This window comes from Anaeromassilibacillus sp. An250 (assembly GCF_002159845.1).
Classification (GTDB): domain Bacteria; phylum Bacillota; class Clostridia; order Oscillospirales; family Acutalibacteraceae; genus Anaeromassilibacillus; species Anaeromassilibacillus stercoravium.
The window spans coordinates 102,372-117,805 of sequence record NZ_NFJK01000011.1 but is presented as its reverse complement, the minus strand read 5'-3'; the positions used below and the strand labels follow the sequence as shown (position 1 = coordinate 117,805).

General features: G+C 52.0%; 14 protein-coding genes. 8 read left to right on the top strand and 6 right to left on the bottom strand.

From position 1 onward, the window contains the following. From B5F54_RS11200 to rlmD, 4 genes are all read right to left on the bottom strand, one after another. A partial coding sequence (locus B5F54_RS11200; RefSeq protein WP_140400368.1) for a restriction endonuclease subunit S occupies window positions 1–588 on the bottom strand: 588 nt, incomplete at its 3' end. After that, window positions 585–2,117, bottom strand: coding sequence for a type I restriction-modification system subunit M (locus B5F54_RS11195; RefSeq protein ID WP_087234198.1), 1,533 nt, complete (start codon window positions 2,115–2,117; stop codon window positions 585–587). The genes B5F54_RS11195 and B5F54_RS11200, both read right to left, overlap by 4 nt. After that, complete coding sequence (locus B5F54_RS11190; protein WP_087151991.1) at window positions 2,114–2,341, bottom strand: helix-turn-helix domain-containing protein; 228 nt, start codon at window positions 2,339–2,341, stop codon at window positions 2,114–2,116. The genes B5F54_RS11195 and B5F54_RS11190 overlap by 4 nt, the downstream gene beginning before the upstream one ends. 133 nt (window positions 2,342–2,474) lie before the next feature. Next, on the bottom strand, window positions 2,475–4,106 hold the full coding sequence (rlmD, locus tag B5F54_RS11185) for a 23S rRNA (uracil(1939)-C(5))-methyltransferase RlmD (RefSeq protein WP_087234208.1): 1,632 nt from the start codon (window positions 4,104–4,106) through the stop codon (window positions 2,475–2,477). An 819-nt stretch (window positions 4,107–4,925) separates the two neighbouring features. Here rlmD and B5F54_RS11180 point away from each other — a divergent pair. From B5F54_RS11180 to B5F54_RS11150, 7 genes are all read left to right on the top strand, one after another. Beyond that, on the top strand, window positions 4,926–5,978 hold the full coding sequence (locus B5F54_RS11180) for a dockerin type I repeat-containing protein (protein WP_087234196.1): 1,053 nt from the start codon (window positions 4,926–4,928) through the stop codon (window positions 5,976–5,978). Window positions 5,979–6,133: 155 nt separating this feature from the next. Further along, window positions 6,134–6,805 carry an acyltransferase gene (locus B5F54_RS11175; protein WP_419761387.1) on the top strand — a complete coding sequence of 224 codons (672 nt, stop codon included), beginning with the start codon at window positions 6,134–6,136 and terminating at the stop codon, window positions 6,803–6,805. Between the two features lie 225 nt (window positions 6,806–7,030). After that, a complete protein-coding gene (locus tag B5F54_RS11170) occupies window positions 7,031–7,903 on the top strand; it encodes a pyridoxamine kinase (RefSeq protein ID WP_087234194.1) in 873 nt (290 codons plus the stop codon). Window positions 7,904–8,058: 155 nt separating this feature from the next. Continuing rightward, window positions 8,059–9,732 (top strand): FtsW/RodA/SpoVE family cell cycle protein, encoded by a 1,674-nt coding sequence (locus B5F54_RS11165; protein ID WP_087234192.1) that lies wholly within the window; start codon window positions 8,059–8,061, stop codon window positions 9,730–9,732. A 30-nt stretch (window positions 9,733–9,762) separates the two neighbouring features. Next, window positions 9,763–11,163, top strand: a complete 1,401-nt coding sequence (locus B5F54_RS11160; RefSeq protein ID WP_242969684.1) for a penicillin-binding transpeptidase domain-containing protein — start codon at window positions 9,763–9,765, stop codon at window positions 11,161–11,163. Between the two features lie 70 nt (window positions 11,164–11,233). Beyond that, the gene (locus B5F54_RS11155; protein WP_242969683.1) at window positions 11,234–12,028 is read left to right on the top strand and encodes a YoaK family protein; all 795 of its coding nucleotides are present in this window, start codon (window positions 11,234–11,236) and stop codon (window positions 12,026–12,028) included. Between the two features lie 97 nt (window positions 12,029–12,125). Further along, the gene (locus B5F54_RS11150) at window positions 12,126–12,659 is read left to right on the top strand and encodes a YgjV family protein (protein ID WP_087234186.1); all 534 of its coding nucleotides are present in this window, start codon (window positions 12,126–12,128) and stop codon (window positions 12,657–12,659) included. A gap of 59 nt (window positions 12,660–12,718) precedes the next feature. Here B5F54_RS11150 and B5F54_RS11145 read toward each other — a convergent pair whose 3' ends face one another. Together B5F54_RS11145 and B5F54_RS11140 are read right to left on the bottom strand one after the other, a co-directional pair. Further along, the gene (locus B5F54_RS11145) at window positions 12,719–13,546 is read right to left on the bottom strand and encodes an FUSC family protein (protein ID WP_172749705.1); all 828 of its coding nucleotides are present in this window, start codon (window positions 13,544–13,546) and stop codon (window positions 12,719–12,721) included. Window positions 13,547–13,554: 8 nt separating this feature from the next. Then, complete coding sequence (locus B5F54_RS11140) at window positions 13,555–14,220, bottom strand: HAD family hydrolase (protein ID WP_087234180.1); 666 nt, start codon at window positions 14,218–14,220, stop codon at window positions 13,555–13,557. Between the two features lie 337 nt (window positions 14,221–14,557). On the opposite strand from B5F54_RS11140, the gene B5F54_RS11135 reads away from it, so the two are divergent. Continuing rightward, on the top strand, window positions 14,558–15,220 hold the full coding sequence (locus B5F54_RS11135) for a hypothetical protein (RefSeq protein ID WP_140400367.1): 663 nt from the start codon (window positions 14,558–14,560) through the stop codon (window positions 15,218–15,220). Window positions 15,221–15,434 lie beyond the last annotated feature (214 nt).

The following is a 15,434-nucleotide window of genomic DNA, read 5'->3' as shown; positions in this document are numbered from 1 at the left end:
AAGCTCTCCGAGAGGTTGTATTGTCCAACCTTTATCATTTACATTGATATCCCCAAACATCTCGATAAATCGGGATTTCACCAATTCATCTAGTTTGTCTAGTTGCTGCCTGCGCTTGGCAATCAGTTCATCTATCTTGTCCAAGGTGGCAGCAATCTGGCGCTGTTCTTCAACGGGGCGCAGATTGATAGGAAATTTCCCCAGATCGGCCAGCTTCAAATTATCTCTAACACTGCCAGTTGCGTATTCCTTGATAAAGGATAACATCATATCACTTTTAAGGTAGTGAAGAAGGTATTGGCGGTCAAGCCGGTCGGAAACGCCAAAAACAACATAAAGCGGACTGACAATAACTCTGTCCTCGTATTTCTGCCAGTCTACAGATCCTACATTGATACGGGAAGGGTTATATGCGAAGTATCCCCTCGGGACAATTTTATACGTTGATTTATCCTTACTGGCAACTTCTTTGCTAAAGTATCCGGTACAGAACCCCTTTTCGTTTGTTACACTGTAAACAGGAATATTTTCATCAAACTTATTGCGGACAGAATATTCAGAGATTACATCTCCAATTTTTACAATCATAGCATCTCCTCCAACTCCGCCAGCCCTGCGCTGATCTCCATTTCCAATTCATGCAGGTCAGCCATAATTTGTGCTGTAGACGGATACTCCACTGGCACATACTCCACTTTTTTGTACTTATTGATGGAAAGATCATAGTCGTTATCCGCAATTTCCTGTTTCGGCACAAAAAAGCTCTGATCTGTGCGCTGGCGGCTGGCTTCCTTATCGAGATTATGGAACCGTTCTATAATGTCTGGAATGTCGTTCTCTGAAATCTCGCTGCGTTTGTCATCCAGAGAAAAGCCATCTGCCTTCATGTCGTAGAACCAGACATTTTCCGTGCCACCCGCGCCGGTCTTGGTGAACACCAGCACTGCCGTGGACACGCCAGCATAGGGCTTGAATACACCGGAGGGCATAGAAATCACTGCGCGCAGCTGATGATTCTCCACCAGTTCCTTTCGGACGGATTTGTGTGCTTTAGAAGAGCCGAACAGCACGCCGTCCGGCACGATACAGGCGCACTGGCCTCCCTTTTTCAGCATCCGCAGGAATAACGCCAAGAACAGCAACTCAGTCTTTTTCGTATTGGTAACAGCTTTCAAATCATCATTGATGCTCTCAGCGTCAATGGTGCCCTTAAAGGGAGGATTCGCCAAACAAATGGTGTATTTGTCCCGGATTTGGTTCTGCTTGGAAACGCTGTCCTGATAATCAATCTCTGGGTGCGTAATTGAATGGAGCATCAGGTTCATGGCCGAAAGCCGCAGCATAGTACGGTCTGTGTCAAAACCGGTAAACATCGGGCCGGAGAAATGTTCCCATTGTTCATTTGTCATGGTATCTTCATAGTGGCTGCGGATGTACTCTGCTGAAGCCACCAGAAATCCTGCTGTTCCGCAGGCCGGATCACAGATGGTATCCTCCGGAGTAGGTTGCAAAAGTTCTACCATCATTTTGATGATATGCCGGGGTGTGCGGAACTGACCGTTTTGACCGGCGGTGGACAGTTTTCCCAGCATATACTCGTACAGATCGCCCTGCATATCCAAATCGGAAATGTCGTGCTCATACAGGTCGTCCAAGCCTGTAATGATTTTTTGCAACACCTGGGGAGTGGGAATCAGAAACATGGCATCACTCATGTACCGGGCGAAAGCAGTATCTTTTTCCGCATCATTCTCGGTGTTATCTACAATTTCGATCATCTCGCCCTGCTCCGTGAAATCAGGCAAATGGCCATGCTTCATATTTTTAATAGCAGGGAACACCCGCTGGGAAATGACATCATAAATGTCACGCGGATCGTCATTCTTGAACTTGCTCCAGCGCATAGACTGTCCGATAGGGGACTGGGGGAAAATTTTGTCCATCTTCTCGCCGCTCATATTCTCAAATTCTTCTGTCTCCAGTTCTTTTTCATCAAGAGAACGAATGAACATCAGGTAGGTCAGCTGCTCAATTACTGTCAGCGGATTAGTAATGCCGCCAGCCCAGATATCCGTCCAGATTTTATCCACTTTATTTTTGATTGCGCCTGTAATCATGCGTCTTTTCCTCCGTTTTCATTATCAGGAACAAATTCCATAACATCGCCAATATTGCAGTTTAATACTTTGCAGATTTTTTCCATACTTTCCATTGAAACAGGCGCACCCTTCCCCAGACGTGCCAGAACATTGGTGCTGATGTTTGCACGGTGCATCATATCGGTTTTACTTAAATCATGATCAATCAATCGTTTCCAGAGACGATTATAGCTAATTGCCATCCTGCACCTCCTGATATTTTTCATCTCTAGTATACTTGATTTTGCACTAAAAGGCAAATAAAATTCACGAAATAGTGAGCTATAAAACCGCGAAAAGGGCCTAGGATAGACTACCCAGGCCCTTGTGTAATAATTATATCATTTGAAAATACTTCAACGCCTCCATAATCGCCGCTTCCTTTTCCGGCGGACACTGTGGCACCTTTGCATCTTCCTTCTTCGACAAATTATAGTTCTGTCCTACCTCCAGACCACATTTCCGCTTGACCTGGGAGATATACAGGCTGGACACTTTCAGATCGTACTTTTCCAGCACATAGGCTTTAATCTCATCATAGGTGGCTTTGCTCTCCGCAGCAGTCAAATCCAGCTCGTCTAGATTCAACTCTACCTCGATATGCTGCTTGGTATTGAGTTTGGACAAAAGCACTACCGTCTCTACATGGGCGGTACGTGGGAACATATCCACAGGCGTGAGCTCCTGCGGGGCATACCCCAGCTCGGCCAAAATGCGCATGTCGCGTGCGAGGGTTGCCGGATCACAGGAAACATATACCATGCGTTCCGGATTCATTTGCACCACCGTGTGCAGCAGTTCTGGGGCGCAGCCCTTGCGAGGCGGATCTATAATGATCACGTCCGGGCGTTCGCCGCGCGCTTCGAGTTTGGCAGCAGCCTCAGCCGCATCCGCACATAGAAACTCTGCGTTGACGATCCCATTGCGCTCTGCGTTTTTATGTGCATCCTCAATGGCGGGTGCAACCACCTCCACGCCGATCACACGCTTGGCCTTCTTTGCCATGGATAGGCCGATGGTCCCTGTGCCGCAGTATAGGTCCAATACCGTTTCCTTCCCAGTCAAACCTGCGTAGTCCGCCGCCTGTTGATACAGACGCTCCGCCTGTGTGCGGTTGACCTGATAGAAGGATAGGGGGGAAATATGGAAATCCAGCCCGCACAGCCGGTCTGTAATGTGATCCTGTCCCCAAACAACGCGGTTCTTTTTCCCCAGAACGACGTTTGTCCGCTCGCGGTTGCTGTTGACCATCACGCTTTTAAGCCCTGGTACGTTTTCCCGCAGAAGCCGGACCATCTCGTCTTCTTTGTGTACGCCATTCCCGTTGACCACCACGCAAGCCATTGCCTCTCCGGTGGCTTCCGCCTGCCGGAGATAAAGGTGGCGCAAACGCCCCTTGCCGGTCGCTTCCTCATAGGGTTCATCGCCGCTCAGCGGAACCCAGGCGCGGAAGGCTTCCATTGCAGCTTGGAAAGAAGGCGGCTGTAGCTTGCAGTTCGGACAATTGACGATCCTGTGGCTATGATGCGCATAGAATCCCATCGTCAAGCTGCCGTCTTTCGCCCGACCGATGGGAAGTTGCGCTTTGTTGCGATAGCCATCCGGCTGTAGGGCCCCTAAGATGGGGCGGAAGGGAAGGTTTGTAAAGCCCCCGATGCGTTCCACGGCGTCCCGTACACGCTGTTCCTTGGCGCGCAATTCCTCCTCGTAACGGATGTGGCGAAAAACACATCCGCCGCATTGGGCAAATTGGGGACAGTCGGGTTCGATCCTTGCGGGCGATGGGGAAAGAATCCGTTCGATTTTTCCAAAGGCATGGGTTTTGGCCACTTTAAGAATGCGCACCTCTAGAACATCGCCAACGGCCGCCATAGGGATAAACACCGCCATGCCATTCCAGCGCCCCACGCCACTTCCCTCGGCGGTATAACCGGTGATCGTGATTTCGACAAGCTCGTTCTTTTTCATCGTATCCATTCCTGTTTGAAAAACTCCTTTATCGTAAAACGGCGCGGAGTTTCTAGCACCGCGGCCTGTGTGACTAGTTCGGGAATATCCATTATTTCTATTGTACCATAGAACCTGGAATTTTCCTATCCACGATTGAATGGCAGAGGGATTTGCGGAGGAATCTAAAGGTGGACGGCATGCTTCGAATATGCGCAGAAATATGCAGGCGCTTACACGGAAGAAGGAAATAAGTTTTGTGGGAGGAGCACCGGAAAAATGGCCAAAATCGATACTACCCATAGGCGATGCCGCTATCCAAGCCCTCCGGAAAATCCAGTTTTTTCCATCTTTGCATGACCCAACAGAGAGATTCAAGCGTCTTATTCGATTTGTGGACATAATTGCGATAAGCTCGAAAAATCGTCGAATCAAAGAAAATTCAGAATATGCTCATATAAACTCAGAATATTTACGAAATGCTTCGAAACATCTGTGGATATATTCACTAAAATTGTATGATGAAAATCTTCGTTTTGTCCAAAACAGAGATTCTAAATCAAGGAGGCGATCTTTCGTTGACAGGGGCATTTCCCACGTATTATAATGGGAACCAGAAAAAGGAAACAAACGATATTCTATATTGCTTATAAGTCCCGTGACAAAGTTTGTCACGCCTTTTCAATACAACTCCTCCCCAAAAAGCGAGAACCGGGTTTAACCCGGTTTTCGCTTTTTCTATGCCTTTTTTAGAAAGGCGCGTCGAAATCCTTCACAAAATTCCCATATTTTTCTGCCATCCCTTACTATATAAGATAGAAGGAAAAGGAGGTGCTGCACATGTCGATCCAACGCTCACGCCGGTTTGGGATCGGGATTTTTCTTTGGGTGGCGGTGCTCTTTGTAATCGCTACATGGTATTGTGCAGCGGTTTCCGGAGGGGAGGAAACCGACCCGCCGGATCTCTCCCAAATCGAAAGCCCCTATCTGTTGGAAGATAACCGGGCGCTTTTCCCGTGCGACGACGGAAGCTATGTGGCCATCAGCACGGAAGGGACGAAACGGATGTATGTGGTCAAATTGTGGAGAACCTCTTCGGGATGGGAGGTCCATTTGAGCGCTTCCCTGCGCCCGGGGTTCCGCAAGGCGTTTTGTGTGGACCAAAATCTCTACTTTTTCATGGATATTACCGATGTGCTGGAGGAAGGAAGCGGCGTCGATGCGCCAGCCATCCAGATCATCCGTTACCACATGGAAGATGAACAGACACAGGCGCGGATCATCCGCAATGCGGTCTGCGACTATGACCGAACCTGCCAGGTGGAATCCGGCGGACGGATTCTGCTGGTCCATGCGCCTTTGCTAGAAGAGATCAGCGACGCCACGCCGGTCCGAGTCTATCAGTTTGATAGCGCAGATTACGTTTTATCGCCGCGGGAGGAACTGCCGCAGTTCCCGGAGGGCGGGGAGAGCTCGGAACCACCCGCCGGGAGCGAACCCTCTGAACCGGAAGCCGGTCAGACGCTCCTCTATCTGTTTGACGGGCCGATCTCCGTTTCGGAGCTGGAGGATTCCTACACGGAACACGTCGGCGTCGTGCGCGTCACCGGGACGGACGGGCGCATCAAAACTTCCGGCCGTGTGGCAACCGGGGATCTCATGGAGGTGCTGATCGACGGGCAGGTGAGCGACCGCGCGGTCGCCTGTATCCCGGGTGATGTGACGGGGCGCGGGAACCCCAGTGCAGCGGACACGCAGTTCCTCTATGAATATCTTACAGTGGGATGTTACCTCAGCGATGCACAGGAAAAGGCCGGGGATCTAAACAACGACGGCGTCCTCAGTACAGGAGACCTGCTCCTTTTGAAAGAAATGGTCTGGAAAAAAGGCTAACGGATTGATATCTATTATTTGAATGATAAATTTGGAAAAGAATCCAAATTTTCCGTTGACCTGTGCGGGGGAACATCCTATAATAAGGAAAAAATAGAAAGCATTTGGAGAGGGAAGCTTCTTCAAATGCTTTCCCAATGAAGGAGCATCTTACCATGTTGGAAAATTTGTTTATTCGCAACCTGTATGACCTCTCCCACACGGCGGCAGCGGAATATTTGGAGCAATACACATATCCTTGGGAGGCACTTGCCGGTATCGGGGCGTTTATCTGCAAGCTGGGGGAAACGCTTTCTCCAGAAGAATATGAAAAGCGCGGGGAGGATGTCTGGATTGCGAAAAGCGCCACGGTATTCCCGTCCGCTTATATCCACGGACCAGCCATCATCGGCCCTGAAACCGAGGTCCGCCAGGGGGCATTTATCCGAGGCAACGCCTTGGTGGGCGCCCACTGTGTGGTGGGCAACTCGACCGAGCTCAAAAATGTGATCCTGTTCGACAATGTGCAGGTTCCGCACTACAATTATGTGGGGGACTCCATCCTGGGCTATAAATCCCACATGGGCGCGGGCTCTATCACCTCGAATGTCAAGTCGGATAAGACGCTCGTGACGGTGCGCGTGGGCGATGAGCGCCTAGAGACCGGACGCAAAAAGTTCGGCGCGATGCTCGGTGACTGCGTGGAAGTGGGGTGCAATTCCGTGTTGAATCCTGGCACAGTGATTGGACGCCACACCAATGTGTATCCGCTTTCCATGGTACGGGGATTTGTGCCTGCTAACAGCATCTACAAGCGCGCGGGCGAGATCGCAGAAAAAGTGGAATAAGCCCTGCGCCAGCGAAAACCCTTTCAAATATTTCCCAAAAAAGTTTCGATCTCTTTACATTTTTCGCCTTGACGCTGCTTCCCTTTTCGGCTATGCTTAGAAGCCTACGGCCGGAGGAATGCGCCTGAAAAGAATGGGGAATTTTCAGGGAATCCCGCCGTAAAATATAGAAAGATAGGACCTTGCGCAATGGGCGCGAGGGGGGCGGTGCCCCGGTGTTTTGTAATGAGACAGAAAAGAATTGCAGCCATTCACGATATTTCCGGATTTGGGAAGTGCTCTTTAACGGTCGTGCTTCCAATCCTCTCCGCAGCGGGCATTGAGACGAGCGTGATGCCGACAGCGGTGCTCTCCACACATACAGGAGGATTGGGAAAATGTACCTATCGCGATCTGACCGAAGATATGCGGGACTATGCAGCGCATTGGAAAAGCCTGAACCTTTCGTTTGATGCGCTCTACACGGGCTTTCTCGGCTCTGCGGAGCAGATCGGCATTGTTTCAGACATTGTGGATGACTTTCGAACGAGCGATACGCTGGTGATGGTCGACCCTGTGTTGGCGGACAACGGCAAGCTGTACGCCACCTGCACGCCGGAGATGGCGCACGGGATGAAAACGCTTTGCAAAAAGGCGGATCTCATCGTCCCAAATTTGACCGAGGCAGCATTCCTCCTTGGGGAGGAATTTTATGACGGTCCCTATGACCGCGCTTACATAGAGGGGGTATTACACCGCCTGAGCGATATGGGGCCGCGGTTGGTCGTTTTGACCGGGGTCTGGTTCAGCCCGGGCCTTCTGGGGGCCGCCGGGCTCGACCGGGATACGGGCCGGCTCACCTATGCGTTTTCGCCGCGCATTGAGGGAGCTTATCACGGCACGGGCGACATTTTTGGGAGCGCCCTGTTGGCTGGCCTGCTCAATGAAATGAGCCTGCGGGATGCCATGCAGCTCGCGGTGGACTTTACCTGCGGGAGTATCCGCCGGACGCGCGAGGCGGGCACGGACCGCCGCTTTGGTGTGAACTTCGAGGCGGGATTGCCGCGCTTTATGGAAGAGCTGGGATTGTTCCCGGTGAGTTACCGGGTGGCGAGATAAAGGGATACAGAGGGATTGCGAAGATGTTCGCAGTCCCTCTTTTGTTTGAAGCGGTAGATTACAAAACCCTTACGATTCGGCCGCCGCGGTTTACTTTGCAATTTTTTGCTAGTATAATAAACTGTACGCAAATTTAAAGAAAAGGAGGCCGGCCCATGCTGGACAATCCTGTCATACAGAATATCTTCTCTGTGGCGCTGTATTTGCTGCGGATTGCGGTGCCGCTGCTCTCCATTGTGGTGGTCTGCCGGTGCTTTCATTCCCTGAAAGCGGGGCGGCGGCGGGAAGACCCGGTGGTGATTTTGCAGGATATGGTGACCAAGGAAATCATCCCTGTTTTGTATTGGGAGAATTCCCTTGGGCGCAGCCGAAGCTGCGACATTGTGCTGCACGACAGCACCGTCAGCCGTGACCATGCCGTTTTAATGCGCCGGGAAAGCGGTTGGATTGTGGTTGACACCAATTCCAAGGCGGGGACGCGCGTCAACGGCAAGAAGGTGGAAGACCGCGCGCAGATTTTGCCCGGCGATGTCATTACGTTGGGTTCAACATCCCTGATGCTCAAGCGGACCAGTGAAGCGAAAAACCTCAAGCCTCCGAAACGCCGCCGGGTACATGCGGCCTCCCCGTTTGGCTTGCTGTTTGTGGTGATGCTGATCCAGATCATGCTCTGTATCGAAGCGTGCTTTGCAGGCGGGCAATTCAACTATATGCCGCTGATTCCATTGGGCGTTTTGGTTGTGATGGAGTGGGGATTTTATCTCTATTCCATGAAGGGCCTCAACCGGGTCAGCTTTGAGTTGGAAACCGTGGGATTTTTGCTCTCCGGCATCGGCATCATGTTGCTTTGCGGAAGCGGCGTGGAGGCAACCTATATCCAGCTTGGCGCCCTTTTGTTGGGCATTGTGCTGTTCTGCGTCATGATCTGGTTCATGAACGACTTGGAGCGCGTGATGCGCTGGCGGCTTGCCATTGCCATCGGCGCAATTGTGTTGTTCGCGATCAATTTAGTGTTTGCTTCTGAGAATAACGGCGCGCGAAATTGGATCTCGCTTGGGCCGGTCAGCGTGCAGCCATCGGAGTTTATTAAGATCGCCTTTGTGTTTGTCGGGGCGTCTACACTGGACCGGCTGCAAACGGCGCGGAACCTTTCCGGGTTCATCCTCTTTGGAGGCGTATGCCTCGGCGCTCTGTTTTTGATGCGCGACTTCGGCACGGCCTGCATCTTTTTTGTGACGTTCCTGATTATCGCATTCATGCGCTCCGGCAGTGTGCGCACCATCGCATTGATTTGCTCCGCCGCGGTGTTCGGCGTGTTCCTGATTTTGCGGTTCCGGCCTTATGTGGCGCAGCGGTTTGCCGCGTGGCGGCATGTGTGGGAATTCGCAAACGAGGCGGGCTATCAACAGACGCGCGTCCTCACCTACACGGCCAGCGGCGGCTTTTTCGGCGTCGGATTGGGCAACGGCTATCTAAAGAGCGTGTTTGCCTCCACCAGTGACTTGGTGTTCGGCATGGTGTGCGAGGAACTGGGCCTGATTTTGGGCCTCACCATCGTGCTGGCAATTGCACTGCTGGTGTTTTACGCCCGTTCCGACGTGACGCGCAGCCGCTCGACCTTCTATTCGATCTCCGCCTGTGCAGCAGCGGGGATGATGCTGTTCCAGACCTGCCTGAACGTGTTCGGCGCAACGGACGTGCTGCCGCTGACGGGCGTGACGCTTCCCTTTGTCAGCCAGGGCGGGTCCAGCATGGTAGCGGTTTGGGGCCTGTTGGCCTTTATCAAGGCCAGCGACGAACGCACCTATGCGGTACGAAAGCGGAAATAGTGGGCCCATGATGGAGAGAAAGGCGGTGGTATGATGAAGACAACGGGAACCCGCTCCCTGATTTTGTTCCTTTTGACCGGCGGATTTCTCGTAGGGTTGGTGATCTTTCTGGCATCCCTCGTGATGGAGGGCGGGAACTGGGCCTTCCAGCCGTATAACAAGCATCTGTCCAGCGGCGGGCAGCTCTCCTATGCGGGAGAAGTGCTCGACCGGAACGGAACGGTTTTGGCCCAGAGCAAGGACGGCGAACGCCTGTATAACGACGACGAACTGGTGCGCCGGGCGACGCTCCACGCGGTGGGCGATACAATGGGGTACATCTCCACCGGCGTGCAGTACAGCTACCGCGCGGAATTGGCAGGCTATAACATCTTTACCGGCCTGGCAACGCCCACAGGGGAAACGACGGGCAGCGACATCCAATTGACCCTGGACAGCAACCTGAGCAAGGTTACGTTGCAGGCGTTTGGAAATCAAAAGGGTGCGGCAGTTCTATACAACTACAAGACGGGCGAACTGCTCTGCATGGTGAGCTCGCCGACCTTTGACCCGGGCAACGTACCGGCAGATCTCAATACCGACACCTCCGGGAAGTACGAAGGTGTTTACCTCAACCGGGCGCTCTCTGCATCTTATACGCCCGGCTCTATTTTCAAGATCGTCACCAGTGCGGCGGCCATCGAAAATATCCCCGATCTGGATACCCGCACCTTCAACTGCCAGGGGGAGATCACGGTGAACGGCAACAAGATCACTTGCCTGAGCCGGCATGGGAATATTGGTTTCAAAGACGGCTTGGCGAAATCCTGCAACATTGTCTTTGCGGAGCTGGCGATGGAGCTGGGCAAGGAAAAGATGACGGCCGCGGCGGAAGCAATGGGCTTTAACCGCAGTTTCGACCTGGATGGGATTCCGACCAGCAAAAGCCAGTACGATGTGTCCGATGCCGAGGAAAACGAACTCGCATGGAGCGGTGTGGGACAGTATACGGATCTGACCAACCCCTACCATATGATGCTCCTGATGGGGGCGATCGCCAACGGCGGGACGCCGGTCAAGCCGTATATGATCGAAAGCATCACCACGCATTTTGGCTTAGTGACCAAGGCGGGGCACACGCAAAACGACCGCCAGCTTGTGCAGGCGGACACAGCGGCAAAGCTGAAGGAGGCCATGCGGTACAACGTCACAAGCGAATACGGGGACAATCTATTCCCGAACATGGCTGTTTGTGCAAAAACCGGCACCGCCGAGGTGGGCGGTGGCAAGGAGCCGAACGCCTGGATGGTCGGGTTCTCGAGCAATGAACAGACGCCGTACGCCTTTGCGGTGGTGGTGGAGAACGGCGCCTCCGGCATTCGGGCGGCGGGCGGCGTCGCCTCTGCGATGATGGCGGAGGCCGCAAAAATCCCGTCCGCGGGCAGCGAATAAAAGGGCCCTGGCCTTTCTTGGATAGGCCAGGGCTTTCTTGTGGCTGGAAATAAAATGAGGTGGGAAAATGATGAAAAGCTGGAAAACAAAGACGCAAATGTCGGAATCCATGGCGCTGGCGGTCTTCCTGACATTGGCCGGGGGCTTTCAGGACGCCTACTCCTACAATTGCAGGGGCAAGGTGTTTGCCAATGCACAGACAGGCAATCTGGTCCTGCTGGGGCAAAATCTGGCGATGGGAAATTGGCCGGCGGCGCTGCATTATGTGATTCCGTTGGCTGCTTTCATTTCCGGCGTTTATGTGACCGAATGGGTCCATCAGCGCTGCCGGGATTACCGGAAAATCCATTGGAGGCAGATCGTCCTGCTTGTGGAGGTGCTCCTGCTGACGGCCGTCGGGCTGATGCCGCAGTCGGTCAATATGCTGGCCAATGCCTGCCTGTCGTTTGCCTGCGCTATGCAGGTCAATAGCTTCCGGAAATTCAAGGGGCTTCCCTTTGCAACAACCATGTGCATCGGGAATATGCGCAGTGCTACGGCGATGCTCTGTAAATTCCGTGTGACAAAGGAGCCCTCGCTTTGGAAAAAGAGCCGGCAGTATTATTTTGTCATCTTCGTGTTTGCGGTCGGCGCGGCGGTTGGCGCACTGATGAGCCTGCGGTTCCAGGAGCCCGCCATTTGGGTGGCGGCGCTGTTGTTGCTGATCGGGTTTGTCCTGATGTTCATCCGGGAGGATATGGAGTCGAACCCGCAGCTTGTCCACGAGTGGGATGAGATCGGGGAGGATATCCGGCACCTGGCGCAAATCCCGCAGAAGGAGCTTGCCGGGAAAGAGGATGCATCTAAGTCAGAAAAGAATTGCTAAGGCGCTGGGGACCGGGCGCTGCTGCGGGGGTCCATCTGAAGAATCTGACTGGCCCGGCCTATAGCCGGCGCCAAACGAATGCGAGGCCGATGGGTTGATGATTATAGGAAACATCCTTTCGTTTTTCGCCGCCTTGTTTATGGTGGCAAGCTGTGTGGTGAAGCGCAAGCAGGCGGTCTTTTTCTGCCAGTTCTTGGAATGCGCGCTTCTGGCGGTGGCGTCCGTCTTTTTTGGATCGTTGGCGGGGATGACCACATTGGTGCTCAGCGCGGTGCGGAACCTGGTGGTCGCAAAAGGCCGGTATACAAAGCCGGTGATGGTGGCCTTTGTCATCCTCACCATTGTGGCGGGCCTTCTGGCCAATACGCGGGGGCTGGTCGGGCTTCTGCCGGTTTTGGCAACCGTAGAATACACCATTTGTTGCCATTATATTGAGGGAGAAATGGCGACCAAATGCAGCATCTTTGTGAACGTCCTGCTCTGGATCGTCTATTCGTTCCTGATCTGCGACTTTTCGACCGCCATCAGCGATTCCATCGTTTTAGTGGTGGATACGGTGGCCATCGTCCGTCTATGGCGAAGCGAACGTTCGGGATGCAGGCGCGAAGGCGCTGCGGAAGAACATATTTAAAAAACCGGCCCCATGCCTCGAAGAATTGCTTCGGGGTATGGGGCCGGTTCCGTATGAAGTTATGCTTCCTCTTTACATGCATCGTATAATGCAATCAGCCGCTCCAGGTGATACGAAAAGACCGGATACAGCGGGCTATCCTTTGGGATGGGCCGCTGTCCCAGCTCGTCGATGCTGGTGAGCTCGTGCAGAATCTGACGGTAGGTTGCGATCTTGCAGGAGATCTGAAAGACCTCCTCATCGTTTCCACGGAAGAATTTGATCTCCCCGATGTAATGTTCCACCGCCGTGGAGAGCGCGCGGATCGTCTGATTGATCGCAAGGATGTCGATGGGGTCGCCGGTGGAGACGAAGTCGATGGACTCCTCCACAAGGCCGCGCAGGTCGGCATAGGCGCGCTTGATCTGCGCCACATAGTTGGGTGGCATGATGATGATATTGACCAGCAGCGCAATGGCCACGCCGATCAAGACCTCCAGGCAGCGCTGCCCGGCGTAGAACCATGGGTCCGAGCCGCGATACAGCACGACGATGGTGAAGATGATACAGGCCAGCGGCGCCCCACCGTTGAGCTTCAAAACGTGGCAGAGATACAGCGTTAGGATGACGCCGATGCCGCACAGCCCCGCGTTCCCCGGCAGCGCCATGGCAAAGGCTGCGCCGATCGCCGCGCCAATCGCTGCGCCAACGATCCGGTTCTTGCCGCCGCGGATGGAGATGTCGATGGATTTCCCCATGGAAATGACCGTGGTGGACACGGCAAAGAACGGGGTGTCCAACATCAGCCAATAAGAAACCACCACGCAGAGGGTGGCGGCAATGCCCGTCTTGACGATGCGCAGCCCCATTCCCCCGCTGGATTTTAACAGTTTTTTGATCCGTTCCATGGCGTCCCTCATTTGTCACCCAGGACAATGCCCAAAAGTTCTGTGGGCTTTTCCAGAATGTAGACCGCGTGGTTTTCCTCCAGCTCCCGGCGGTCGCGGAAGCCCCAAAGCGCCCCGGCGGTGTCCATCCCGGCCGCCGCACCGGTCTTCATATCGGTGTTGGTATCGCCGATGTAAAGGCACTCCTTGGCAGGGACGCCGAGCTCTTCCGCGATGCGCAGTGCGCCGTCCGGCGCGGGCTTTTTCGGAATCCCTGCGCGCTGTCCATAGTAGCAGTCGAACAGCTTGTCCCCAAACATTGTTTGAATGATGGAGACCGTCCATGCATGGGGCTTATTGGAAAGGACCGCCAGGCGGATTCCCTTCGCATGGAGCTGCTGGAGCGTGTCCATCATGCCGTCGTACGGCTGAATCCGGTCCGTAGGGTCCGCGGCATAGTAGCCGTCGTATATGGTGCGCAGATGGGAAAGCTCCTCCTCGGTGAAGGCCCCCTTGACGCGTGTGAGCATCCGGCGCATCTGCGTATCCGCCCCATCCCCCACGATCTTGCGGAAGTCCTCCGGGTCGATGGTTGGATAACCGCATGCCCGGAGCGCGCGGTTTGAAAAGTTGGCAATGGAATACAGTGTATTCGCCAGGGTTCCGTCCAGGTCAAAAATACATGCCCGATACAAGCAACCACCCTTTTTCTATTTGGAATGTTTCTTTATTTTACTCAATTTCAGCCGGTTTTGCAAGGCTTGGGTGATTCCATCGGAAGCGGTTTCCAAGAGCGGGGCGAAATTAAGGTGATACAAATAATTGCTATTTTGAGACTTATCAGAAGACTCAAACGCGCAAATGCTTTTTATAGAGTTGTCAAAGAATAAAAAATCATATCTCTATTGAACGCCATCTCTGTATAGCGTATACTTAGCATAAAATTAAAATAAATAGATGTTGAGTATTTTTAGAATTATATTAAATATGTGTAACTTTCATAAGCACCAAAATGGAGGAATGAAGTTTAATATGAGAAACAGAAATCAAAATATATCTGATGAGTTAAAAAGCAATGACCAACGTACTATCTCATCAGATGTCGAATATCAGACCCTAAAAGATGAGATCATGGTATTAACTCAAAATATATGTAACTATTATATTACAATGTATACTCTTTGCATTACAATTCTTGGATTTACAATTGAGTCCAAAAATTCAGTACTAGTCTTTTTGATTTACTTAGTCATGCTTATATTTCAATCACAGATTAATAATTGTCAGGAAGGTTGCAACCGTATATCAGCATATATACAGGTATTTCTTACAGAAGATCGTGATAGTCGATGGACTTGGGAATATCATCGGCAACTAATTAATGAAGTTATTTGGGATCAAAAAGGTTATAGAAATGTAAGAGGTAAATATGATAAAATTATAAAATATGGAACGACAATTTTCGGGATATCAGCGGTTATTGTATGCGGACTTCTTTACCGTGGAGAGTCAAGCTATTTAAATGGTATTTCTTTGGTTATTTCAATATTTCTTACCATTGTAGTCTCTACAATTGATAAAGCAGTAGGAAGAAAAAACGATAAACTGTGTCGTGAATATTTCGAGAGTATGTTGGAATACAAAACTTCACATCTTCCCAATGGAAAACCAAAAATTGATAATCATGAGTCATAACGTTAATATTCAATTTATGTATGAAGTTCTGTGTGTTTAGCGCTATGATACATAATTTTATAATTCTAAATAGTTAATATTGTTTTGTGGATCAAGATCTTCTGGAAAGGGAATACCGCCAACGCACAGGACAAGACCGCCCCATCCGATAAAAATCCTTGACCTCCCCCGCCAACAACGGAAGCCACCTCCGAATCATTTTAGGTTTTATACA